The organism is Polyangium jinanense, from assembly GCF_028435365.1.
On the sequence record NZ_JAGTJJ010000017.1, the window covers coordinates 163,775 to 185,579 of the forward strand.

The 21,805-nt window shown below is 70.2% G+C and carries 17 protein-coding genes; 8 read left to right on the forward strand and 9 right to left on the reverse strand.

Annotated features, from left to right (window positions below; translation table 11 throughout):
* The 4 genes from KEG57_RS26240 to modB all read right to left on the reverse strand — a co-directional run bounded on the left by KEG57_RS26240 (nucleotide 1) and on the right by modB (nucleotide 4,290).
* On the reverse strand, nucleotides 1–2,370 hold the full coding sequence (locus KEG57_RS26240; protein WP_272424579.1) for a 3-hydroxyacyl-CoA dehydrogenase/enoyl-CoA hydratase family protein: 2,370 nt from the start codon (nucleotides 2,368–2,370) through the stop codon (nucleotides 1–3).
* Nucleotides 2,371–2,504: 134 nt separating this feature from the next.
* Nucleotides 2,505–2,915 (reverse strand): hypothetical protein, encoded by a 411-nt coding sequence (locus KEG57_RS26245; protein ID WP_272424578.1) that lies wholly within the window; start codon nucleotides 2,913–2,915, stop codon nucleotides 2,505–2,507.
* Nucleotides 2,891–3,616, reverse strand: coding sequence for an ATP-binding cassette domain-containing protein (locus KEG57_RS26250; RefSeq protein ID WP_272424577.1), 726 nt, complete (start codon nucleotides 3,614–3,616; stop codon nucleotides 2,891–2,893). Before KEG57_RS26250 ends, KEG57_RS26245 begins: the two co-directional genes overlap by 25 nt.
* Nucleotides 3,613–4,290 (reverse strand): molybdate ABC transporter permease subunit, encoded by a 678-nt coding sequence (modB, locus tag KEG57_RS26255; protein WP_272424576.1) that lies wholly within the window; start codon nucleotides 4,288–4,290, stop codon nucleotides 3,613–3,615. The genes KEG57_RS26250 and modB overlap by 4 nt, the downstream gene beginning before the upstream one ends.
* Before the next feature lie 98 nt (nucleotides 4,291–4,388).
* Here modB and KEG57_RS26260 point away from each other — a divergent pair, with 98 nt between their 5' ends.
* Together KEG57_RS26260 and KEG57_RS26265 are read left to right on the forward strand one after the other, a co-directional pair.
* Nucleotides 4,389–5,429, forward strand: a complete 1,041-nt coding sequence (locus tag KEG57_RS26260) for a tetratricopeptide repeat protein (protein ID WP_272424575.1) — start codon at nucleotides 4,389–4,391, stop codon at nucleotides 5,427–5,429.
* Between the two features lie 13 nt (nucleotides 5,430–5,442).
* Nucleotides 5,443–6,861, forward strand: a complete 1,419-nt coding sequence (locus KEG57_RS26265; protein ID WP_272424574.1) for a hypothetical protein — start codon at nucleotides 5,443–5,445, stop codon at nucleotides 6,859–6,861.
* Here the strand turns inward: KEG57_RS26265 and KEG57_RS26270 are convergent.
* Nucleotides 6,800–8,641: a thrombospondin type 3 repeat-containing protein gene (locus KEG57_RS26270; protein WP_272424573.1), complete on the reverse strand. Its 1,842-nt coding sequence runs from the start codon at nucleotides 8,639–8,641 to the stop codon at nucleotides 6,800–6,802. The genes KEG57_RS26265 and KEG57_RS26270 overlap by 62 nt on opposite strands.
* 121 nt (nucleotides 8,642–8,762) lie before the next feature.
* Here KEG57_RS26270 and KEG57_RS26275 point away from each other — a divergent pair, with 121 nt between their 5' ends.
* From KEG57_RS26275 to KEG57_RS26285, 3 genes are all read left to right on the forward strand, one after another.
* Complete coding sequence (locus tag KEG57_RS26275; protein ID WP_272424572.1) at nucleotides 8,763–10,202, forward strand: serine/threonine protein kinase; 1,440 nt, start codon at nucleotides 8,763–8,765, stop codon at nucleotides 10,200–10,202.
* Between the two features lie 69 nt (nucleotides 10,203–10,271).
* On the forward strand, nucleotides 10,272–11,297 hold the full coding sequence (locus KEG57_RS26280; protein ID WP_272424571.1) for a ParB/RepB/Spo0J family partition protein: 1,026 nt from the start codon (nucleotides 10,272–10,274) through the stop codon (nucleotides 11,295–11,297).
* Between the two features lie 57 nt (nucleotides 11,298–11,354).
* Complete coding sequence (locus tag KEG57_RS26285; protein ID WP_272424570.1) at nucleotides 11,355–11,945, forward strand: serine protease; 591 nt, start codon at nucleotides 11,355–11,357, stop codon at nucleotides 11,943–11,945.
* A gap of 17 nt (nucleotides 11,946–11,962) precedes the next feature.
* Here the strand turns inward: KEG57_RS26285 and KEG57_RS26290 are convergent, their stop codons facing one another.
* The 3 genes from KEG57_RS26290 to KEG57_RS26300 form a co-directional block, all read right to left on the reverse strand.
* Nucleotides 11,963–12,430: a hypothetical protein gene (locus KEG57_RS26290; protein ID WP_272424568.1), complete on the reverse strand. Its 468-nt coding sequence runs from the start codon at nucleotides 12,428–12,430 to the stop codon at nucleotides 11,963–11,965.
* Between the two features lie 47 nt (nucleotides 12,431–12,477).
* Nucleotides 12,478–13,125 carry a hypothetical protein gene (locus KEG57_RS26295; RefSeq protein WP_272424567.1) on the reverse strand — a complete coding sequence of 216 codons (648 nt, stop codon included), beginning with the start codon at nucleotides 13,123–13,125 and terminating at the stop codon, nucleotides 12,478–12,480.
* A 91-nt stretch (nucleotides 13,126–13,216) separates the two neighbouring features.
* Nucleotides 13,217–13,873: a hypothetical protein gene (locus KEG57_RS26300; RefSeq protein WP_272424566.1), complete on the reverse strand. Its 657-nt coding sequence runs from the start codon at nucleotides 13,871–13,873 to the stop codon at nucleotides 13,217–13,219.
* Between the two features lie 153 nt (nucleotides 13,874–14,026).
* Here KEG57_RS26300 and KEG57_RS26305 point away from each other — a divergent pair, with 153 nt between their 5' ends.
* From KEG57_RS26305 to KEG57_RS26315, 3 genes are read left to right on the forward strand one after another with little or no spacing between them, the layout of a single operon-like run.
* A complete protein-coding gene (locus KEG57_RS26305) occupies nucleotides 14,027–14,983 on the forward strand; it encodes a LolA family protein (RefSeq protein ID WP_272424565.1) in 957 nt (318 codons plus the stop codon).
* Between the two features lie 4 nt (nucleotides 14,984–14,987).
* The gene (locus KEG57_RS26310) at nucleotides 14,988–16,679 is read left to right on the forward strand and encodes an RluA/RlmK domain-containing protein (protein WP_272424564.1); all 1,692 of its coding nucleotides are present in this window, start codon (nucleotides 14,988–14,990) and stop codon (nucleotides 16,677–16,679) included.
* Nucleotides 16,680–17,882, forward strand: coding sequence for a Bcr/CflA family multidrug efflux MFS transporter (locus KEG57_RS26315; protein ID WP_272424562.1), 1,203 nt, complete (start codon nucleotides 16,680–16,682; stop codon nucleotides 17,880–17,882).
* 3 nt (nucleotides 17,883–17,885) lie between these two features.
* Here the strand turns inward: KEG57_RS26315 and KEG57_RS26320 are convergent, their stop codons facing one another.
* On the reverse strand, nucleotides 17,886–21,728 hold the full coding sequence (locus KEG57_RS26320) for an NACHT domain-containing protein (RefSeq protein ID WP_272424560.1): 3,843 nt from the start codon (nucleotides 21,726–21,728) through the stop codon (nucleotides 17,886–17,888).
* Nucleotides 21,729–21,805 lie beyond the last annotated feature (77 nt).

The following is a 21,805-nucleotide window of genomic DNA, read 5'->3' on the forward strand; positions in this document are numbered from 1 at the left end:
CTAGTTCCGCAGGGGTTTGTTGGTCATCAGGATGGACTGCATGCGCGCCTGGCTCTTCTCTTCGCCGCACAGGCTCACGAAGGCCTCGCGCTCGAGCTCGAGGATCTCGTCCTCGGTCACCTCGTGCGCGTTGCCGCTCGCGCCGCCGCAGAGCACGACCGCGAGCTTGCTCGCGATCTTGGCGTCGTGCTCGGTGGCGTAGCCACCCGCGACGAGCGTGTCGACCATCATCCGGAGCGTCGCGATGCCGCTCTCGCCCGGCAGCCGGTACGCCTTCGGCGCCGGCGGGTGATACCCCGACTCCGCAAGGCCGATCGCCTTCGCCTTCGCCTCGGTCACGAGGCGCGCCTTGTCGAACGAGACACCGTCCGTCTTGCGGAAGAAGCCGAGCGCCTTCGCCTCGTCCGCGCTCGTCGCGACCTTCGCGAGCGCGATGTTCTTGAACACCTGCGTCACGATCTCCTGCGTGTTGATGCTCGCGCCCTCGGGGATGCCCTCGAGCGCGCGCCAGAGCATGTTCAGCGTGCCCGCGCCGCCCGGGATCAGGCCCACGCCGACCTCGACGAGGCCCGCGTAGGTCTCGGCCGCCGCCTGCACCGCGCCCGCGCCGAAGCAGAGCTCGAGGCCGCCGCCGAGGGTCATGCCCCACGGCGCCGCGACCACCGGCACGCGCGCGTACTTCAGCCGCTGCGTCGCGTACTGGTAGTTCTTCACCATCGCGCGGATCGACTCCCAGTCCTTCTGCCCGGCCGCCATCACGACGAGGAAAAGGTTCGCGCCGACGCAGAAGTGATCGCCGTCGTTCGAGATGACGAGCCCGCGGAAGTCCTCCTCGGCCTTCGCGGCCGCGAGCGAGAGCATCGAGATCACGTCCGCGTCGATGCTGTTCGCCTTCGTCTTGAAGGTCAGGCCGAGGATGCCGTCGCCGAGATCCCACGCCTCGGCGCCGTCGTTCTTGAGCACCGGCGCCTCGCCCTTCTTCAGGATCGAGAACGTCGCGTTCCGCGGATCAATGGCGCGCTTCACGAAGGCGCCCTTCACGAGGTCGTACACCTCGTCGCCCTGGTAGAAGCTCGTCGCGCCCGACGCGATCATCTGCTCGATCGAGGCCGGCAGCGTGATGCCGTCCTTCTTCATGCGCTCCGCCGTCTTGACGAAGCCGAGCGCGTCCCACGTCTCGAAGGGGCCGAGCTCCCAGTTGTAGCCCCACTTCATCGCGTCATCGACCGCAGTCACGTCGTCCGTGATCTCGCCGATCCGCCGCGCCGCGTACGCGAGCGACTTCGAGAGCACCTTCCACGCGAACGCGCCGGCCTTGCCCTCGTCCGCGACGAGCTTGCGCACGCGCTCCTCGGGCGAGGCGATCTTCTCGATCGACTTCGTCGCCTTGCGGATCGCCTCGTCGCCGCCCTTCGCTCGGTACTCGAGCGCCTTGACGTCGAGCGTCTGGATCTGCCCGTCCTTGCCCTTCTTGTAGAAGCCGCCCTTCGTCTTGTCGCCGAGGATCTTCTTCTCGATCATGCCGCGGGCGAACGCCGGGACCTTGAAGACCTCGCGGTCCTCGTCCTCGGTGAGCGACGCGTAGCAGTTGTCGGCGACGTGCACGAACGTGTCGACACCGACGAGATCCGCGGTCCGGAAGGTCGCGCTCTTCGGGTGGCCCATCGCGGGGCCCGTGATCGCGTCGACGTCCTCGGGCTCGAGGCCCATCTCGACCATGCCCTGGAGCGTCGCCAGCATCGCGTGCACGCCGATGCGGTTGCCCACGAAGTTCGGCGTGTCCTTGCCGACGACGATGCCCTTGCCGAGCACGTCCTCGCCAAAGCGACGCACGCGCTCGAAGACGGCCGGATCCGTGTCGGGCCCGGCCACGAGCTCGAGGAGCTTCATGTAGCGGACCGGGTTGAAGAAGTGCATGACGAGGAAGTTCTTCCGGAACGCCTCGCCGCGCCCCGCCATCATCTCCGCGATGCGCAGGCCCGAGGTGTTCGACGCGACGATGGCGCCGGGCTTGACCAGCGCTTCGAGGCGCGCGAAGAGGCTCTGCTTCGGCTCGAGCTTCTCGATGATCGCCTCGATCACGAGGTCACAATCTTTCACACGCGAAAGATCGTCCTCCACGTTGCCGACCTCGACGAGGCGGGCGAAGGAGGGGTGGAAGAACGCGGCGGGACGGGCCTTCAAGGCCTTGTCGAGCCCGCCCTGGGCCCACGCGGAGCGGGCGGTGCGGTCGTTCTTCTGAGCGTCGCCGAGGTTCGGCGGGACCATGTCGAGCAGGACCACGTGGATCCCGGCATTCGCGAGGTGGGCGGCGATTCCGCTGCCCATGACCCCGGCGCCGATGACGGCTGCACGGTGGATTGGCTTCATCCGAGAAGGCTCCCTGGGTTGTCGTTGCCGGCAGACGGGTACCGCGGAGGCCGGCCGGTGTCTACGGACAGATGCCGCGACGCGGCAGGTAGGGCAGGTAGGGGCCAGCGGGCATCATGTCCACCCCGGTCCGCTCACGCGCCGCGGAGCGTTCGGCGCATCTCGGTGAGCCAGGAGCGGGCGGAGGCTTCGTCCGGGAAGAACCGGAACGCGAGCTTTCTGTGCGCGAAAACGCGGGCCGCGTTGGCGATGAGCTCCGCGACGACCCGGAAGCGAAAGCTGCCGCCGACGAACGCGGTTGCCTGCGCTCGTTCGTCCCGGATGGCCGCGATGCTGCGGCGGCACGCGGGCTCGACGCCCTCGACGCGGCGTAGATCCGCGAGCGTCAGGAGGTAGCGCTGATCGGCGAGCAGCTCGGTGCGCAGCGCGGCGTAGGCCGCGACATGGGGGGCGCGGATCACGCCTCGGAAGGTCAGGACGAGCAGATCGGGCGGCTCGAGCGTCGCCGTGTGCTCGCCGATCACGGCTTGCCGCAGTGCGGACACGGCGCCCCCTCCCCGAGCACGACCTCGCGCGGCATCTCGCGGGCCGGTGTTCCCCGCTCGAACCGGACGAACACATCCCCGAACGCCGCCGCCTCCTCCGCGTCGTGCGTCACGAGCACCGCCGGCAGCGATCGCCGCGCGAGCGCCTCCCGTAACGAGCGACCGATCGCGAGCCGCGAGGGCCGATCCAGCGCGGAAAGCGGCTCGTCGAGCAGGAGCAGTCTCGGCTCCGCGGCGAGCGCCCGCGCGAGCGCCACCCGCTGCCGCTCGCCACCGGAAAGCGCGTCCACGCGCGCCTCGCAGAGCGCCGTGAGCCCGAGCTCGTCGAGCAGCGCGAGCGTCGCGGACCCTGGCTTTTTCCGCTCCGCGCGGGGCAGACCGAAGACCACGTTGCCGAGCACGTCGAGGTGCGGAAAGAGCGCCTGGTCCTGCGGCACGTACCCGATCCGCCGCCTCTCGGCCGGCACGAAGACCCCACGCGGAAAGTCGTACAGGGCCTCGCCCGCGAGCCGCACCGAGCCTCGCGCCGGCCGCAACAGGCCGGCGATCGCGCGCAGCGTGACGGTCTTACCCGCGCCGGACGAGCCGAACAGGACGAGCACGCCCGTAGGCAGCGAGAACCGCGCCTCCACGGAGAACGCCGCCGCGCCGCGACCCACCGTGACGTGCAGATCGACGTCGAGCGCCGGCGCACCACTCACGATGTCGCCCGCCCTTCCCGCGGCCCGAGCAAGCCCGCCACGAGCACCACCACGACCGAGATCGCCGAGAGCACCACCACGTAGAACCCGGCCCGCGCGTCGTCGCCTTCCTGGAAGGCCGAGAAGATCTCCACCGGCATCGTGTTCGTCCGGCCCGGGATGTTGCCCGCGAGCATCAAGGTCGCGCCGAACTCGCCGATCGCCCGCGCAAACCCGAGCACGAGCGCCGCGAGCACCCCGCGCCACGCGAGCGGCAAGGTCACGCGGAAGATCACCTCCCACGGCCGGAGCCCGAGCGTCCGCGCCACGTCTTCGAGCTGCGATGGCACCGCCTCGATCGACGGTTGCGCCGTCTTCACGAGGATCGGCAGCGCCACGACCGCCGACGCGAGCGCCGCGCCGGCCGGCGAGAACACAAGCCGAAGGCCGAGCCCCTCCTCCAGCATCCGCCCGAGGAGCCCCCGCCGTCCGAACACCACGACGAGGCAATACCCCACGACCGAAGGCGGCAAGACGAGCGGCAAGAGCACGAGCGCGTCGACGAGCCCACGCAACCTGTACCGGCACCGCGCCTGGAGCAGCGCGACCGCGAGCCCGATCGGCCCGACGAAAAGGAGCGCGAGGCCGGCAACGCGGAGCGAGAGCAGGATCGGGAACGACGTGGACGACTCCACCGGCGGCGACTCTACGCCGGGAAGCGGCCATGTGCCCGCGCGATGCGACGCCGCACGGTCGCCTTGACGCCCCGCGCGGCCGGACGATACCGTTTCTCATGGCCCGCCCACGCAAGCCCTCCGGAGCTTCCGCGTGGCCTTTCTCGATCGCCTGCGCAGCCCTCCTCGCCGCTCCCGTTGCCCACGCGCAGCAGGATCCGGCGGCGGCCGAGGCCCTCTTCAACAGGGGCCTCGTCGCGATGCAGGCCGGGCATTTCCACGTCGCTTGCCCCGCCTTCGCCGAGAGCCAGCGCCTCGATCCCCGCGCCGGAACCCTGTTCACCCTCGCCGAATGCGAGCGGCTCTCCGGCAAGATTGCCTCGGCGTCCGCCCATTACGCCGAATACCTGCGGCTCTTCGACGGCATGCCCGCGCCGCTGCGGCAAAAACACGCGGAGCGCGCGACGATCGCCCGCAAAGAAAAAGCCGCGATCGATCCCACGATCCCCACGCTCACGCTCGTCCTGCCGCAAACCGCGCCGCCCGGAACCCGCGTGACGCGCGACGGGATCGAGCTCGGCGCCGCCTCGCTCGGCACGGCCTTGCCCGTGGATCCAGGCGAACACCTCCTCACGACGTGGGTCCCCGGCACCCCGCCGATCGAGCAGCGCGTGATCGTGGCCCAAGGCGAGGCGAAGACCGTCGCGCTCGACGTGCAGGCGACGACCCCGACGCGTCCAGCCGGTTCGACGAGCTTCCCTCCCATCCTACCCACCGACCCTCACCACCCCGAACCTCCCGAGCATGCCTACCGCGGAGTCCCGACCTGGGCCTGGGTCGCCGGGCTCGGGGGCCTCGCCGCGGCCTCGGGCAGCATCGTGTTCACGGTCTCGCACCTCCACGTCCGCGGCCTCGTGGCGGAGCGTTGCCCCGACGGCACCTGCGTCGAGCCCGGCCTCGCGGCGGAGTATCGCCGGCTCTGGAACCGCGACCTCGGCCTCGCCATCGGCTTCGGCGCGCTCGGCGCGCTCGGCATCGGCGCCGCCATCACCGGGATCGTTCGCGCGTCGCCCGAGGCCACGAAGGTCCCCCACGCCGCGGCCTTCGTCCCGTGGGTCACGAAGGGCGCCGGCGGCGCCGCCGTCGTCGGCCATTTCTGATAGGACGCGTCTCATGCGAAGGGCCTCGCCGTCCGCGCTCGCTCCCCTCGTCGCGCTCCCACTCCTGCCGGCGTGCGCTCCGCCGCTCCAGGATCCGCCTCCGCCCTTCGAGGAGCGCCCGGTGGGCGAGCTGCGCGCCGCGGCCGTCGCTAAAATCGAAGGCATGGGTCCCCGCACGATCACGGACGTCGCGGTCCTGCCCTCGGGAGAGCCCGTCCTCGTGGGGCATTGCAGCGGCGAGCTCCACCTCGGCGATAGCCCCACGCCGTGTCCCGGCAAGGAAGCCTTTTTCCTGATCGAGCTCTCCCCGGCCGGCGCGATCGCCCGGTCCCTCGTCGCAGGCGAGCTCGGCACCGTACACCCGGTCGACGTGGCCACGCGGACCGACGGCAGCGTCGTTGTCGTCGGGGAGTTCGCGGGCGCGCTGGATCTCGGCTCGACGCGGCTCGAAAGCACCTCCGGCGAGGACGCGTTCCTCACCGTGCTCGACGGGTTCGCGCCGGGCGAGACGATCGGCGGGGAAGCGATGCGTTTCGGAGATACGGGCGAGCAAATCGCGACGAGCGTGGCGGTCGCCGAAGGCCACGGCATCATGCTCGCGGGCGCGTTCTCGGGCGTCGTCGGCTTCGGCGGCCCTGCGCTCGAGAGCGAAGGCGATTACGACGTTTTTATCGCGTCGAGGACCGCAGGTGGTTCGCCTCGATGGTCCACGCGGCTCGGCGGCCCGCTCGTCCAGCAGGCGATCGCCATCGCGGCGCGCCCGGACGGCGGGGCCGTCGTGGTCGGCGCTTTCGAGGGCTCGATCGGCGCGGGGACGGTGTGGAGCGCCGGCGGAAAAGATGTATTCGTCGCCGCGATCGACGCCGCGGGCGGGCCGGGCTTCACGCTCGCGCTCGGCGATGCGGTCGATGACGAGGAGGCGGCGGGCGTGGTCGTCGATGCGCTCGGTCAGACGGTCGTGCTCGGGAGCTTCGGGGGCAGCGTGGGGCACGGGGCCACGCTCGCCACGGCGCGATCCGAGCGCGCGGCGTTCGTCGCGGCCGTGGATCCCCAAGGCGCACTCGTCAAAATCCGAAGCTTTGGCGAGACGGGCGTCACGCGCGGCAGGGCGATGGCCCCGCGGCCCGGGGGCGGCACTTACCTCGCGCTCGATTTCACGGGCCGGGTCGAGGTGGGCGATCGTGTCTTCGAGAGCAAAGGCGCCGAGGACGTGCTCGTCCTCGAGCTCGACGCGTCCTTACGGGCCGTACGAGCGGGCGCCTTCGGGGACATGTATACGCAGCGCGCGACGGGCATGGCCGTCGACGGGGAAGGACGCGTGTTCCTGGTGGGTGATTTCGAGGGAACGCTCCTGGCGGGGGAGGACGCTATCACCGCCTCGTGGATCGAGCCGTTCTGGATGCGGATCGACGCATGGAGCGGCGGCGAGTGAAGAGCGCGAGGCCCGCGAGGATCGAGGCCATGGCCGCGGGCGTGAAATCGGAAGAGCTCCCTGCCCCGTAAGCGCAATCGACGTCGAAGATGGGGTTCGGGCAGGAGAGCCGCGGGTCGAGGGGACAGGCGTCCACGTCGTTCAGGAGCCCATCCCCGTCGATATCGTCGTCACAGGCATTGCCCACCCCGTCGCCGTCCTGGTCCGCCTGATCGGGATCGGGTACGGCGGGACAAACATCCTGCGCATCGGGGATCGTGTCCTGATCATCGTCGAGCACGCTGTCCCGATCGCAGGCGTCGCCCAGCGTGTCCATGTCGCTGTCCGCCTGGTCCGGATTGGGCGTCGTCGGGCAATTGTCGCCCATCCCCGTCGGGATGCCGTCGCCGTCGGGATCCGCGTCGCAGGCATCTCCTTCTCCGTCGCCGTCCTGGTCCGCTTGATCCGGATTGGCGACGTCCGCGCAATTGTCGAACGCTCCGGGCACGCCGTCGCCATCCAGGTCTTCGTTGCAACCATTGCTCGGATCGCCATCACAATCGCTGTCGATGGCGTCACCACAGATCTCCGTCTCCGGCTGCCCCGGCGCCACGCCGCACGCGGTTCCTCCCTGCCCGTCACACACGAGGAACCCGGTCCGCTCACACGCGCCGACGCCCACGGAGCACGGGCCATCGAGGCCGAACCCCTCGTCCGTGCAGCCATTGCAATCGTTGTCGGCTTCGTCGCAGACCTCCGCCTTGCCGATCGTGCCTTCGATGATGGTCGCGAGCGCCATGCTGAGCGCGGCCTCGTTGTTCGCCTTGATCGCCGTGCCGGTGCCGCCGGCGGCGGCGACGGCGTCGTTGTTGAGGCTGGCAGCCGCGAAATCGATGACGTGCGTCTTGACGCTCCAGAGGATCCCGCCCTTCGTGAAACCTGCGTAAAGGTCGGCGGCAGCGTCCACCGCGTCCGCGCTCGCGTCGCAGCTCTCGAGGCCGTCGGTGATCAGAAGGACACGCACCGGCCGACAGGCCCGCTCGCCCGCGTCCGCGATCGGCGAAGGGAACGACCTGGTCCCCGTGGGATTGGACCATCCGACCGAGAGGTACCGATACGCGTCACGGAGCAAGCCGTTGATCGGCGTCTCGCCTTGGGCCCAGAGCTCCTTGGGCATCGTCCCGGACTGCGTGCAATCGTTGTCCACCCATTGCAAAAGCTCGGAGACATTGGAGGGCTCGAGCGGCGGCGCATAAAAGTTGTCTAGACGCACGGGCACGAGGATCTCCCCGCCGTGCCGGTCCTCCGAATTCGGCTGTGACGTGGGCTCCGTGCCGCAGCCGCCCCCGGGCACGCCGCCCCCGGGATAACTTTGCCACGTGCACGTCCCGTTGCCATCTCCGAACCCTACGTTGGCGCAGGTCGACGTGCAGTTCATGGCCGACCCTCGGGCGAACGCGGCGAGGCCGAAGTTCACCTGCTCGCCATACGTCTCGACCAAGTTCTTCACGACACACTTCGCGTGGTCCCCGCGCGACGACCCGAAGCCACAGGAGCTCATCACCGGCGCCCCAGCTTGCATGACGTTTTGCGACATCGACCCCGAGGTGTCGAACGCGATCAAGAAGTAAGGCTTCGCCGGCGCCGGCCACATCGACGGATCGAGCGAGCACTCCGCCGGTTCGGCGCGAGCGCCGGTCGTCGCGAAGATCGCCGCCGCAGCGAGCGTGGATCCAATCAGATGGGCGCGTGCGCCACGAAACCTGCACGTTTCAGCGTCTCGACTGTACCGCTTCGTCATCAAACACTCTCCTTCGATCGGGATCGTTTGGATGATCGCATGTCGGAGGCCTTACTGACAAGCCCCTCATTCGCGTAGTGCCACGCTTTTCTTCGGCGCCGCCTCGCGCTACGATCGCGGCATGTCCGCCGGCGTCCTCACTCCAGGCAGCGTATTCGCGGACCGCTACGAGGTCGTCCGCTGCCTTGCCACCGGGGGGATGGGCGCGGTCTACGAGGTCATCCATACCGAGACCGAGCGCCACGCGGCCCTCAAGGTGATGCTGCCGCATTGCATCCCGAGCGACGAGCTCCGGAAGCGGTTTCGCCTGGAGGCGCGCGTCGCGGCGAGCGTGCAGAGCGAGCACATCGTCGACGTGCTCGACGCGGGGATCGAGACGACGAGCGGAATGCCCTTCCTCGTGATGGAGCTCCTGCACGGGGAGAATCTCGGCGAGCGTTTGCGCCGTCTCGGCCCGCTCCCCCCGGCCGAGGTGCTCGAGTACCTGCGCCAGACCGCCCTCGCGCTCGACAAGACGCACAAGGCCCACATCGTCCACCGCGACCTCAAGCCCGACAACCTCTTCCTGTGCGAACGGGACGAGAGCCCTCCTCGCATCAAGGTCCTCGATTTCGGCATCGCCAAGCTCCTCGCGGCCAGCGCCACGAAAAACGCCACGCGCTCGATGGGCACGCCGCTCTACATGGCGCCCGAGCAATTCGATGCCGACTCCGTCATCTCGCCCGCGACCGACGTGTTCGCCCTCGGCATGATCGCGTACACCTTGCTCTCTGGCATCCCCTACTGGGACGAGGAGTCGCAAGCGGGCCTGAATGTCTTCGCGTTCGCGGCGAAGGTCTGCGTGGGCCCGAGCGAGCCCGCCACCTCACGGTGCGCGCGGGCGGGGACGACGCTGCCGCCCGCATTCGACGCCTGGTTCGCGAAGGTCACCGCATTCGCACCCGAGGACCGTTTCCAGAGCGCCTCCGAGGCCGTGCGGGCCCTCGCCGGGGTCCTCGACCAGGGGGAAGGCATCTCCCACGCGGCCCCCATCGAAACGCCGGCCATGCCCGCGTCGACGCCCAGCCGGACGCCACGAGGCTTCCTCCCGGAACCCTCGGTCCCAGCACGAACCACGAGCGAGGCCTCGACCATCGAGGTGCCCGCCGTAGGGACGCCCGTGAACACGCTCGGAGAAGGCGCCTCCCCGGACAAACCTCGCCGCCTCCGCCTCGCCGCACTCCTCGTCCTGGGCTTGCTCGGCGCCGGATCCGTCCTCGCATACGCCGTCCGCGCGCCGCGCCCCACGAGCCCGCCCGCACCCCTCGCCGCGCCGGCCACGGAGGACACGCAGGGCACGCCGCCCCCCGTGATCGTGACCCCGACGCCCGCCCCTTCCCCGATCCTCCCCGCGACCGCCGAGGCGCCCCCCGCCCCGTCCGCCGTCCCCTCCGCGTCCGTCTCGACGCCCGCGCCCGCCGTGACGCTCCGCGCGCCCCCGCGGCCATCTTCCCGCCCGCCTGCGGATGCTTCCACCACGACCGCGCCGCCCCGCTCGACCTCGATTTACACGCGAGACTGAGCCCGCCCGAAGGTGGATCTCCGTTGATCCAGTTGCCGGGACGAACGTCGCGCCGAACGAACGCGGTGCATGGCCACGACCAAACGCGCCGCACCCCACTCCAAAAAAGCGCCCGCGACAGCCGACGCCGCCGCGCCGCCCGCAAAACGCACCCGCCGCAAGAAAGCCCCGGCCGAGGGATCGCGCGGCCTGCCCGCCGGCGTCCTGCTCGCCGGCCCGGTCCCGCCCGAGGTCGAAAGCCTCGCGCACGCCATCCAGGAGGACGGCGGCTCGGTCCTCGCCATCTACCGCGACCCGCTCGGCGCCCACCCCACCCTCCTCGCGGGCCTACCGCTCGACCGCGTCGAGCCCACGCCGTTCCAGCGCGACCTCTCGGAGGCCCACGCGCAGAAGCTCGCGACCGTGCTCGACAAGATCGGCATCTTCCTCGACCCGATCATCGCCTTCCGCCGTCCCGATGGCCGCTACTGGACCCCGAACGGCCGCCACCGCCTCGAGGCCATGAAGCGCCTCGGCGGCCGCGCCCTCGTCGCCCTCGTCGTGCCGGACGAGCGTGTCGCCTACCAGATCCTCGCCCTCAACACCGAGAAGGCGCACAACGTCCGCGAACGCGCGATCGAGGTCATCCGCATGGCCCGCTCCCTCGCCGACGCAGGCTCGGACCGCGCCGAGAAGGATTTTTCCTTCGAGTTCGAGGAGCCCGCGCTGCTCACGCTCGGACTCTGCTACGAGGCCCGCCCGCGCTTCTCGGGAGGCTCGTACCATGGCGTCCTCCGCGCCTCGGACGCCTTCCTCGACCTCCCGCTCCCCGAGGCCCTCGCCCGCCGTGAAGCGCAGGCCGAGCGGCTCCTCGAGCTCGACGACCGCGTCACCGAGATCGCCGCCGAGCTCAAGGCGCGTGGCTTCGAGAGCCCCTTCCTCAAGCCCTTCGTCGTCGCGCGGCTGAATCCGCTCCGCTTCCGCAAGGGCGCTGCGATGGCCGTGGACGACGTCCTCGATCGCATGCTCGACGCCGCCCACGCCTTCGACGTCGGCCGGGTGCGGCCCGAGCAGATCGCCCGCACCGGCGGCCCGCCGATGGAAGAGGCCGCCTGACGCGAGGACCCGTCCGGATTGTTGGCAAGCGGCGCGCCGCTCTCCCATAGTCCCCGCATGCTGCGGCGAGACGTGTACTTCTTCGGCCTGCTCTCCTTGGCCCTGCTCGGCTGTGGCGGCGGGAGCGAGGCATCCCCTCCGCCGGCCGCGCCAAAAACCCCGGCGAAGGGCGCGTCCGGGGCCGCCGACCAGGGCCCGGCGAAGGCCCCGGACAAGATCGAACGGGAGACCTTGAAGACCGTCCTGCCGATGGGCCTGCCGTGGCTGCTCCGCCGCGTCTGGCCCGAGGAGGTCTTCCGGGACGGCAAGTTCGTCGGCTGGCGCCTCGTGGCCATCCCGGAGGAGTGGACCGGGCTCGACGTCCGCCCGGACGACGTCGTCACGCGCATCAACGGCAAGACCGTCGAGACCCCCGAGCAACTCTGGGACGCGTGGACCTCGCTCGCCACCGCGCCCGAGCTTCGCGTCACCTACGAGCGCGGCGCCGAAACCAAGGAGATCGTGCTGCCCATCGCCGGCGCCCCTGCGCCCGAGCTCTTGGCCTCCCTCACGAACCCGTCCCCGCCGCCGCGCAAGGCCACCACGAAGCGCGGCACGATCGTCATCGAGAGCCGCGACCCGGCCGGCGACGATCCCGACACGAAGTAACGCCCTGCCGATCGCGCCTACATCACGCTCTTGCGGTTGCGCCCCCTGCGCCGCTCGGCGAGCCATGCGCGCGCGCTCGCCTCGTTGTCGAACACCTTGCCGTACATGTTCACCCCGAACGCGCGGATCATGCGCGTGAGGAACTCCATCGACGTCCGGTGGAAGAACCTCCGCACCACGTAGGCGGCGGTGCGCGGAGGCGACGCGCGGAAGAGCTTGGCGGTCTCGGTGATCGCGCCGGGGGCGATGGAGAGATCCTCGCCGAGGACGACGAGGTTGTAGATCGGCGCGCACTCGTCCCACAAGGGTTTCTCGAGCTTGCTCAGCTCGCCGACGTGCGCGCCGGTCGCCGTTCCGCGCGTGAAACGATAGACGAAAAGGTCCGTCTCCTCGCGCTCGATGCGGTGCTCACCAGCCGTGTGTGTATCGGGCGTCACGATCCCTCCGTCGGGCGGGGGTTTTCCATTTTCCGGAGGAACGATCATGCAGGGGCGCGGGGCACTTCGCAAGCCGCACGCGCGACGAAGCAGGATCAGGACTTGCGCTTGAAGACGAGCGTCATCTTTTTCTTCGGGTCCACAAGCTCGAGCGTCTTGTCGTCCTTCAATGTGATGGTGATCGCGAGATCCTTCGGCATCTCCTTCTTCGAGATCTCGTCCTTGCCTGCGGGCTTCATCACCACGGTCCCATTCTCGTCCTTCACGACCTCGTACTTCACCTTGAGGATGACCTTGTCCTTGCCCTTCTCGGTGACGTGCGAAACGTACACGGAATCGACGGTGAACTCGATCCACTCGCCGGCGGCGGCCTCTTCGAGCTCCTTCATCAGCGCGGCATATTTCTTCTCGTCCTTGCCGGCTTTTTTCTTGGCTTCGGCTTCGGCGTTGGCGCGCGGCTCGCCCGAGAAATCGAACTGCCATTGACCGACGATTCGCTCCTTGCCGGGCTTCGGCGCGGGGGCGGGCTCGGGCGCGGGGGCCGGAGCGGCCTGCGTCGGGGCGGGCTCCGCGGCCGTCGTCGCGGGCGGCGGCGTGGTTTCGGCCGGCGCCGGCGGCGTCGTCGTCTCGGCGGGCGGCTGCGGCGCCGTCTCGGGCTGCGGTGTTTCGCCGCCCCCGCACGCGATACCGAGCAGAGCCATCGTGGACACGAGCACCAGAGAAAGCTGCCTTTTCGCCATCATTTTCCGTTCTCCTCGTGAAACGGGGCATCCGCCCGGCCGATACGCGTGTTTACGCGCCAAACCGAAGGACGCCCGAGCGAGGGAAAACGGCTCACGTCGCGATCGTGCGCTCCTGCGCCTCATACGGCCCTCCCACGGCCCTCCCACCGTCCCGGGCGATTTGCTCGAAGAGCGGCGCGAGGTTTCGGAACACGCGTTCGCGCGAAAGCACGATCCGGACATGGCAATTCCCCGCATACACGAGCGCGAGGATCCCGCTCACGGCGAGGAGCATCCCCCAGGGAAAGGACGCGGGCCGCCAGCTTTCGAATGAGCCCCACGCGGCGAGGACGAGCAGGAACGGCGACGGCAACGCGAGGAACAAGGCCCTCCAGAGCAGCGCCGCGGCTTTCCGGAACGCCTCGTCGTAGTCACGGGCGATCTCGGAGAAGACGGGCACGAGGGCGGCATTCGGTCCGCCACGATATCCGCCACGCGCCGCGCTCTCCGGTGAGCCCACGCGCACGGCCGCGAGGATCGCGGCCTTCGTGGCCACGCAGACCGGCAGGGGGTGACCGGCGTTCGTGATCTTGAGGGCGCGTGGCAGGTTGCCGGCCTCGATGATCCTCCGGATGACGGAGACGAACATGTCCCCGTCGACGTCCCGGTTGTGGGCCAGCGCGACCCAGTACGCCCCGGAGGCCAAGCCCGCGAAGAGCACCCCCACATGCTCGCGCAGCCACCACGGAAGGTCGACGAGTGGCTCCATCGCGGGCGATCCTACCCGATTTCGCCCCGCGGAATGGCCTCCTCGCCTCGCATGTAACCTCCGAGGCCCCCGTGCCGTTCCCCCGGGGTCCGCGCCGCCGAAAGATCCCGACGACGCCCCTCCTGTCCTTTGCTACAAGCCGAGACGATCGACATGCCGAAGCGCCCGCTCCTCGCCACCTCCGCCCTGCTCCTCGCCCTCGCCGCCTGCCAGGACGACCCGGCCCCGACCGCGCTCCCGACTTCCTCCGCCGCGCCCGCGCCGCCCCCGCCGAGCGCCGCCGCCCCGGCCGCCACCACGAGCGCCGCCCCCGCCGCGGAGCCCACGGCCGCCGCACCAACCGCCTCCGCCGCCGCGCCCGCGCCCGCGCCCGCCACCGCAACCGCCTCCGCCGCCGCGTCCCCGCGCCCGACCGCGACCGCGTCCGCCGCCGCGCCGCCCGCGACCGCCTCCGCGGCCGCGCCACCCGCCACCGCCTCCGCCGCGGAGCCTGCGCCCTCGGCCGCGCCTGCGCCTGGCTCGGCCGACGCCGTGGCCGTGGCGATCGATCAGGTCTTCCTCGACAAGAAGACCTTCTTCGCGAAGTTCAAGCAGGAGCACACGCAAAAAGTGGCGGGCACGACGAAGAAATCGACTGGCGTCTTCTATTTCGAGCGGCCGAACAAGATCTCCTTCCGGTACGACGCGCCGAGCAAGAATCGCATCGTCTCCGACGGCACGACGCTCAAGGTCTACATCGGCGAGGACAACCAGATGTTCGTGCAGCCCGTGGACAAGACCGAGTACCCCGGCGCCCTCGCCTTCCTGATGGGCAAGGGGCTCGGCCCCTCGTTCAACTTCGCGTTCCACGACAAATCCAAGTTCGAGGGCGGCCCCGTCCTGCTCGGGAAACCTCGGCAAGCGACGCCACATTACGACTCGGTGTATTTCTACGTGGACAAGGCGTTCCTGGAGAAGAAGGATCCCGGCGTGATCCGCCGCGTCATGCTCGTCGACGCCCAGGGCAACCGCAACCGCTTCGATTTCGAGGGCTCGACGCAACCCGCCACGATCGACCCCGCCGAGTTCACCTTCACCCCTCCGCCGGGCACCAACGTGACCCAGAATTGAAGCCGTGCCGCTCGACCTCTGGCCGCTCTCCCCGCCGGGCCGTCTGATCCACGAGGACCGAGACCTCGTCGCCATCGACAAGCCCCCGTTCGTCCCGACACACGCGCCCGAGCGCAGCGACGACGTCCATCGCCGCCTCACGGCCTATTACGAGGCCATGCAGCCGGGCGCGCCCGTCTACCTTGGCGTCCACCAGCGCCTCGAACGGGACACCTCGGGCGTGCTCGTCTTCACGCGCCGCCGCGAGGCGAACCGATCCATTGCCGAACAAATCGAGCGCCGCCGCGCGCGCCGCACCTACGTCGCGCTCGTCCGCGGCACGCCGGGCATGCTCGGCCGCGGCAAGGGGCCGGACAAGGGCGTCTTGCGGCATCGGCTCGCGCCGGGCGACGGCGGCCATCGCGTCTTGCCGCCCTCGGCGCGGGCGGGCCAGGTCTCCACCGTGAACTTCCGCGTCCTCGAGCGGCGCGGCGATCGCACGCTCCTCGCGCTCACGCCCGAGCCTGGTTGTCCCGTGGATCTCCCGGCCCAGCTCGGCGCCGAACAAGCTCCGATCGTGGGCGACGTGGCGCGCGGCGGAGATCCGGCGCCTCGGCTCGCCTTGCACCTCGAAGAGCTCGTCCTCGACCACCCGGAAGGCGGCCGCCCCCTCACGCTCCGCGCCCCCATTCCGGTCTTCTTTTCGGATTTTCTCGAAGGGAAAGAAGGGCTCTCCGACGTGGACGCCCTCGAGCGTCGCTTGCGCGAGGCCGCCGAGCGCCGCGCGTGGATCGCGCGCCTCCCGGGCACGGATGCCTTCCGCCTCGCGAATGCCGCGGGCGACGGATTGCCCGGCGTCACGGTGGATCGATACGGGGATTTCCTCGTCGTTTCGCTTTACGACGAGGACGCGGAGGCCGCGCGGGAGCGGATCCTCGACGCGGCCTTCCGGCTCGGCCCGACGGGTATCTACCTCAAGATCCGCCCGAAGCACGCAAGCCGCATCGTCGACGCGCGGGAGCCGCAGTTCGCGCCGAAGGACCCGGTCCGCGGCGCGCCCGCGCCCGATCCGATGGTCGTGCACGAGCTCGGCTTGCCGTACGAGGTGCGGCTCGGCGATGGTTTGTCCACGGGTATCTTCCTGGATCAAAGGGAAAACCGTCGCCGCGTGCGGGAAATGGCCTCGGGGTTGTCCGTCGCGAACCTCTTCGCCTATACGTGCCCCTTCACGGTGGCGGCGGCCGCGGGCGGGGCGCGGCGAACGGTGAGCGTGGACGTGTCGCGCGGCGCGCTCGATTGGGCGCGGCGGAACCTCGACCGGATCGGTGTGGATCCCGCGGCGCACGCGCTCGTCGAGGCGGACGCGATCAAATGGCTCGAAAAGAGCGCCACCAAGGAAGGACCATTCGACCTCGTGCTCCTCGATCCGCCGAGCTTCGCGACCACGAAGCAGACGCGTTTCTCCGCGGAGAGCGATTACAAAAAGCTCGCGGCGAGCGTCCTCCGCGTGCTCGCGCCGGGCGGACGGCTCCTCGCGTGCACGAATCACAAGGGAATCTCGCGCGCCAAGTTCAAGCGTGTGCTGCAGGACGCCGCGCGCGACGCGGGGCGGGGCGCGGCGCAGGTGAAGGAGTGGCCCGATCCTGAGGATTTCCCGCCGGAGCCGGGCGCAGAAGCCCATTTGAAGACGGTGCTCGTCACGCTCGAGAGGGGTTGAATGGCGACCTCCCTCCCCTCCGACGATCACCTCTCCCACCGTGATCGCCCGGGCCTGCTCGCGCTCATCCTGGGCGCGCTCGCGGCGCTCGGGCCGCTCACGATCGACATGTACCTGCCGAGCTTGCCCTCGATCGAGCGGGATCTCGGCACCACCGCCTCGATGACGCAGCTCACGCTCGCGTCGTATTTCGCGGGGCTCGGCATCGGCCAGCTCGGGTATGGACCGGTCACGGATCGGTTCGGCCGCAAGCGCCCGCTCTATTTCGGGCTCACCCTGTACGTGCTCGCGTCGGCCGGATGCGCGCTCGCGCCGAATGCAAAAGCGCTCATCGCGCTCCGGTTCCTGCAAGCGCTGGGCGGCGCCGCCGGGCCCGTCGTCATGCGAGCGGTGGTCCGGGATCTTTATGTGGGCGCCGCGGCAGCCCGGCTGCTCTCCATGCTCATCCTGGTCATGGGCGCGGCGCCCATCCTGGCGCCGCTCCTCGGCGGCTTCACCCTGGAAATCGCGGGCTGGCGAACCATCTTCGTCGTGCTCACCGTACTCGGCGCCGCCTGCCTCGCGCTGATGGCCGCGGCGCTGCCCGAGACCTCGACCACGCGGACGCGCATCGAGGTCCGGTCCCTCGCCCGCAATGTCCGCGCGCTCCTCGGGCACCGCTCGTTCGTCGCGTACACGCTCACGGGCGCATTCTCGCAGGCGGGCATGTTCGCGTACATCTCGGGCTCGCCCTTCGTCCTCATCAACCTCTTCCACGTCTCGCCGCAGCGGTACGGGTGGTTTTTCGGGGCGAACGCGGTCGGGTTCATCGCCGCGTCCCAGGTGAACCACAAGCTCCTCGCGCGCTTCGCGCCGGGCCGGCTCCTCGCGCGCGGAACGGTCGCGGCGGCGACGGTGGGCGTGGTCCTCTACGCCATTGCGGTGACCGGGGTCGGGGGTTTGCCCGCGGTGGCCGCGATGCTGTTCGGATTCCTGGCGAGCATCGGCTTCATCGGGCCGAATGCGACCGCGCTCGCGATGGAGGAGCAAGGGGCCCGGGCGGGCCTCGCCTCCGCCCTGCTCGGGTCGATTCAATTCGGCATCGCGGCCTGCGCGTCGTCCCTCGTGGGCCTCTTCAACGATGGCTCGATGCGCCCGATGGCGGGCGTCATGGCCGCCTGCGGCGCGGCCACCTTCCTCGCCGGCTTTTTCGCGCGGCGCTGACCCTCAATCGAACTCGACGTCGAGCTCGTCCGGCATATCCACGAGCCACGGCAATCGGGCGATCCCCGCCTCGTCGCAGAGCTCGTCGAGCTCGACCTCGGTCCCGTCGTCGAGCACGAGGTCGCCGCGCACGTAATACCGAAGCCCCCAGGAGAGCGGTTTTTCGCGGCTCTCCGGGCGCTCGGCGAGCTCGCACAAGAGCTTCCGGTCCTCGGGCGTCGACATGCGCGCCACGTGCCGCGCGAGCGCCGGCCAGAGCGGGTCGATTCCTTCCGGCAGCTCCGCGAGCGCACGGCGAAAAGGCATCGATTCCGAACGCGGACGCAAGGACAGGCGGCATGCCTCGTGGAACAGGCGCAGGAGTGGATCCTTCGGCTCCGAGAACGCGAGCACCGCGCGTGTCCCGGCCCGGCCGATCCCCGCGAGCTCCGCGGCCGCGAAATCGAGCGTCCACGGCTCCTCGGGCAATTCGAGCTCGTGCGCCCAGACCCAGGCCATGTCGAGCACCCAATCTTGCGCCCAGTCCCGCGCCCAGTAGCGCGACAGATCAAACGCCCAGTCCCGCGCCAGATCCCGCGTCCAGTACCGCGCCAGATAACGCGCCCAGTACCGCGCCAGATCGAGCGCGAAATCCCGCGCCCATTCCCGCGCCCACGAGCGCGACAGATCCATCGCCCAGTCCCGCGCGAGGTCGAGCGCCCACGTGCGCACCCAGTCGTCGTGCGCCGCTTCCTTCGCCCACGACCGCGCCAGATACCGCGCCATGTACCGCGCCAGATCCCGCTCCTCCCGCTCCGGCACGAGCGCCCGCCGGGCCGCGCGCCCGAGGTGCTCGCGTTTGCCGCCGAGCGAGATCAACGTCTGCAATCGCGCCGCCGCGGGACCCCGCGGACCCGGCCACAAATGGAGCAGCGAGAGCTCCGGCGGATCGCCCGGCCAAACCGGGCTCGACCCGCCGAGCGCCCGACCACGCGCCACGCCTTGCCCCTCGCCCGCCGCCGAAAGCAATCGCGACATCGCCGGCGGCTCCGCCTCCTCGCGCCCGAGCCGCGCCTCCTGCCACCACGACGCCGCAATGACCCCAGGCAGCCATCGCGCCTGCGACGCCACCTCTGGCCACGCCGCCGCGAGCCGCTGCCGCCGCCCCTCCTGCCGGCTCGCCGCCCACGCCCGCGCGGCCGCGAACCCGCGCACCTGCTCGTGCACGTGGAAATGGGCCGAGAGCCGCGCGCACCACGCCTCGAAATGCCCCGCGCCGAGCCCGTCCGCGAACATCACGCCCGCGAGCCAGAACCCGTCCGCGTCTCCCTCGATGAGATTCTCCAGCACCGCCGCGAGATGCGCGGGATTCCGGTCCTCCACGACCGCCGCCCACAGCCTGAGCGTCTCCCAGAACGCAAGATCGTGCAAATACCGCCGGCAAAGCGCGACCCGCGCCTCCGCCCCCTCCACCACCGCGGCCCAATGGTGCGCCACGAGGTATTCCTGGAAGCTCAGGTGCGCAAACGAAAAGGTCTCGTCGGCGCGATCCACGAGCACGCCCGCCGAGGAGACCAGCCACGCGATGAACCCGCGTCGCTCCTCGTACGAGAAGCGCGAGGGCAAGAGCGCGCAAAGCTCGTCCTCCGTGCGTACGATCGGGCTCCGGCTCTGCTCGCGATAGCCATCGCGCTGCACCCGATCGGCGAGCTCCGCGAGCACACGCATCCGCTCGGCTGCGTCCTCGGGCCGGAACACCGCCGACGGCGCCCGCGCCCCCTCCGCCTCCTTCGCACGCGGCCGGGCCGAAAGCAGGTTGTCGAGGCAAATCCGGTATAGCTCGTGCCGTTTGTCCGGGAGCGGCCTCGACCGGTGCACGAAAAGCATCATCACGAGCAGGAGCGCCGTCCGCGCGAGTGCCTCGGCCTCGGCGCTCGACGCGAGGGCCGAGACGAAGCGCTCGCTCGCGGCGTGGGCGGACGCCTCGTCCTCGCCGTGCACGCGCCCGTGGAAGCGCGTCGCGAACGCCCGGATCTCCTCGTCCGAGAGCGGCTGCACGTCGAGCACGTCGAACCCCTCGGCGCCCGAAGGCCGGCTCTCGCCATAAGGACGGCTCGTCACGACCGCGAGCACGCGCGGCGACGTGCCGAGCAGGCCCATCAATTTCTCGCGCACCTCGTCCCCGAGATCGCCGAGCTCGTCCCAGCCGTCAACCAGCAGAATGGGCCGCGGCCCCGTGGGATCGTCGAAGAGCACGGCGAGCGTCTTTCGTTCGTCGCGCCCGCGCACCTCGGCGAGGCGCCCCGCGAGATAGGCTTCGAGCGTCCGCTCGCTCGGCACCGCCCGCTCCCATGCGCGCCCGAGCTCGCGGAGCTCGATCAAAAACGGGACACAGTTCTTTTCGCCCTCGGCGAGCAGCTTGCGGAAACAATGGCGCAGGATCGTGGTCTTTCCGCAGCCGGCCGGGCCCCGAATGACGAGCGGCGTTTCGCGCGTGGCAAGCGCGAAGGGCTCGAGCGGCGCGCCATCGTCGAGCCGGTCCGCGTCCGTATTCGTCCCGAGCCTCGGCGGCACGAACATCTCGTCGAGCCGCGAAGGCACGGGCGGCCCTCCCCCGCTCGGCTGCGTCACGCCCACGCCACCGAGGTCCCAGCGCACATAACGTGCGCCGAACCGCCGGCGATACGCCTCGACGAACGCCGAAACCTCGACGGCCTCGGACGGCGTGACGATCTGTTTTTCCTCGCCAAACCCTTTCGGCACGTACAGATCGAGCGTGGCGCCGCGCGGGCTCGCCGGATCCACCGCAAAGGTCCCCGGCTCGACCTGCCCCTCGGCGCGGACGCGCGGCGCGTAGATCCGCAGGATCGACCGCGCTTGCCGCCGGGCCGGATCGAGCTCCAGCAGGTGCACCATCGCCGGCTGGCTCTCGGGCAGCTTCCCGGGCGAAAGCCCCCAGCTCCCGGACGAGAGCACGAGCGTGTGCCCCTTCTCCCCGCGCCGGAACGGGAATGCATGGGCATCGGCGCCGTGATGATGTCCGTGCAGGACCACGGAGACCCGCGCGTCCTCGGTCACGGCGCGCAGGTGCTCCTTGCCCTCGAAGCCGGCAGCGTCGGCGGCGAAATGCTCGATCGTCTCGGGCTTGAGCGGACCGGGGTGGCCGCGCAGCCATTGCACCCAGCTCTCCACGGCCTCCGGCACGGGCGTGATCGGATTGTGGTGCACGGCGAGGATCGACATCCACGACGGGGGCAAACCGCGCAGATGATCGAGCAAGCGCTGAGCTTGCGCCTCGCCGAACGATCCGCCCTGCCGCGCGTGGGACTCGCGCTCGCAGGAGTTCAAGGCGGCGACGGCGATCCCGCCATCCGGCATGGCGAAATGGTGGACGACGGCGCCATGGCCGATCGAGGTCACGGTCGGCAGCTCGGCGCGCGGGCGCCCGTGGAACGCCGTCACGAACGCTTCGAATCGCGCGAGGCGCACGAGAGCGAGGCGGCGTTCGAGCTCGGCATCGTCGAACCCCTCGTCTTCCTGCTCGATCTGGACCTTGCGTGTCTCGGCCCAGGAGACATCGTGGTTTCCAGGGACGAACACGAATCGATCCCGCGGGACACGAAGAAGCGCATCGAGGTGCCCAAAAAACCCGAGCGCGGCCTCGTATTCGTTCTTGCGCGCCGCCTCGGCGATGTCACCCGTGACCACGACGAGCCCCACGCCCTGCCGAATGCCAAGCTCCTCGCGCGCGGCGTCGATCGCGGCAGCGAAGCGCGCAGCGAGCCGCTCGCCATCCTGGCCCCCGAAGCGACCATGCGGGCCGAAATGCAGGTCCGAGAGGTGGAGGACGAGGAGCGGGAAGGACACGTCGAGGGAGCATACCGGAAGTGGGGCGTGGCATGAAGACGGCGCTGCGCTGGGGCTTTGCCCCAGGCCCCAGCAGG

Coding starts and splice junctions, on each gene's coding strand:
- KEG57_RS26280 (WP_272424571.1), top strand. CDS start 10,272: ATGGCCACGACCAAACGCGCCGCACCCCACTCCAAAAAAGCGCCCGCG.
- KEG57_RS26290 (WP_272424568.1), bottom strand. CDS start 12,430: ATGATCGTTCCTCCGGAAAATGGAAAACCCCCGCCCGACGGAGGGATC.
- KEG57_RS26300 (WP_272424566.1), bottom strand. CDS start 13,873: ATGGAGCCACTCGTCGACCTTCCGTGGTGGCTGCGCGAGCATGTGGGG.
- KEG57_RS26305 (WP_272424565.1), top strand. CDS start 14,027: ATGCCGAAGCGCCCGCTCCTCGCCACCTCCGCCCTGCTCCTCGCCCTC.
- KEG57_RS26260 (WP_272424575.1), top strand. CDS start 4,389: ATGGCCCGCCCACGCAAGCCCTCCGGAGCTTCCGCGTGGCCTTTCTCG.
- KEG57_RS26240 (WP_272424579.1), bottom strand. CDS start 2,370: ATGAAGCCAATCCACCGTGCAGCCGTCATCGGCGCCGGGGTCATGGGC.
- KEG57_RS26270 (WP_272424573.1), bottom strand. CDS start 8,641: ATGACGAAGCGGTACAGTCGAGACGCTGAAACGTGCAGGTTTCGTGGC.
- KEG57_RS26265 (WP_272424574.1), top strand. CDS start 5,443: ATGCGAAGGGCCTCGCCGTCCGCGCTCGCTCCCCTCGTCGCGCTCCCA.
- KEG57_RS26275 (WP_272424572.1), top strand. CDS start 8,763: ATGTCCGCCGGCGTCCTCACTCCAGGCAGCGTATTCGCGGACCGCTAC.
- KEG57_RS26295 (WP_272424567.1), bottom strand. CDS start 13,125: ATGATGGCGAAAAGGCAGCTTTCTCTGGTGCTCGTGTCCACGATGGCT.
- KEG57_RS26315 (WP_272424562.1), top strand. CDS start 16,680: ATGGCGACCTCCCTCCCCTCCGACGATCACCTCTCCCACCGTGATCGC.
- KEG57_RS26285 (WP_272424570.1), top strand. CDS start 11,355: ATGCTGCGGCGAGACGTGTACTTCTTCGGCCTGCTCTCCTTGGCCCTG.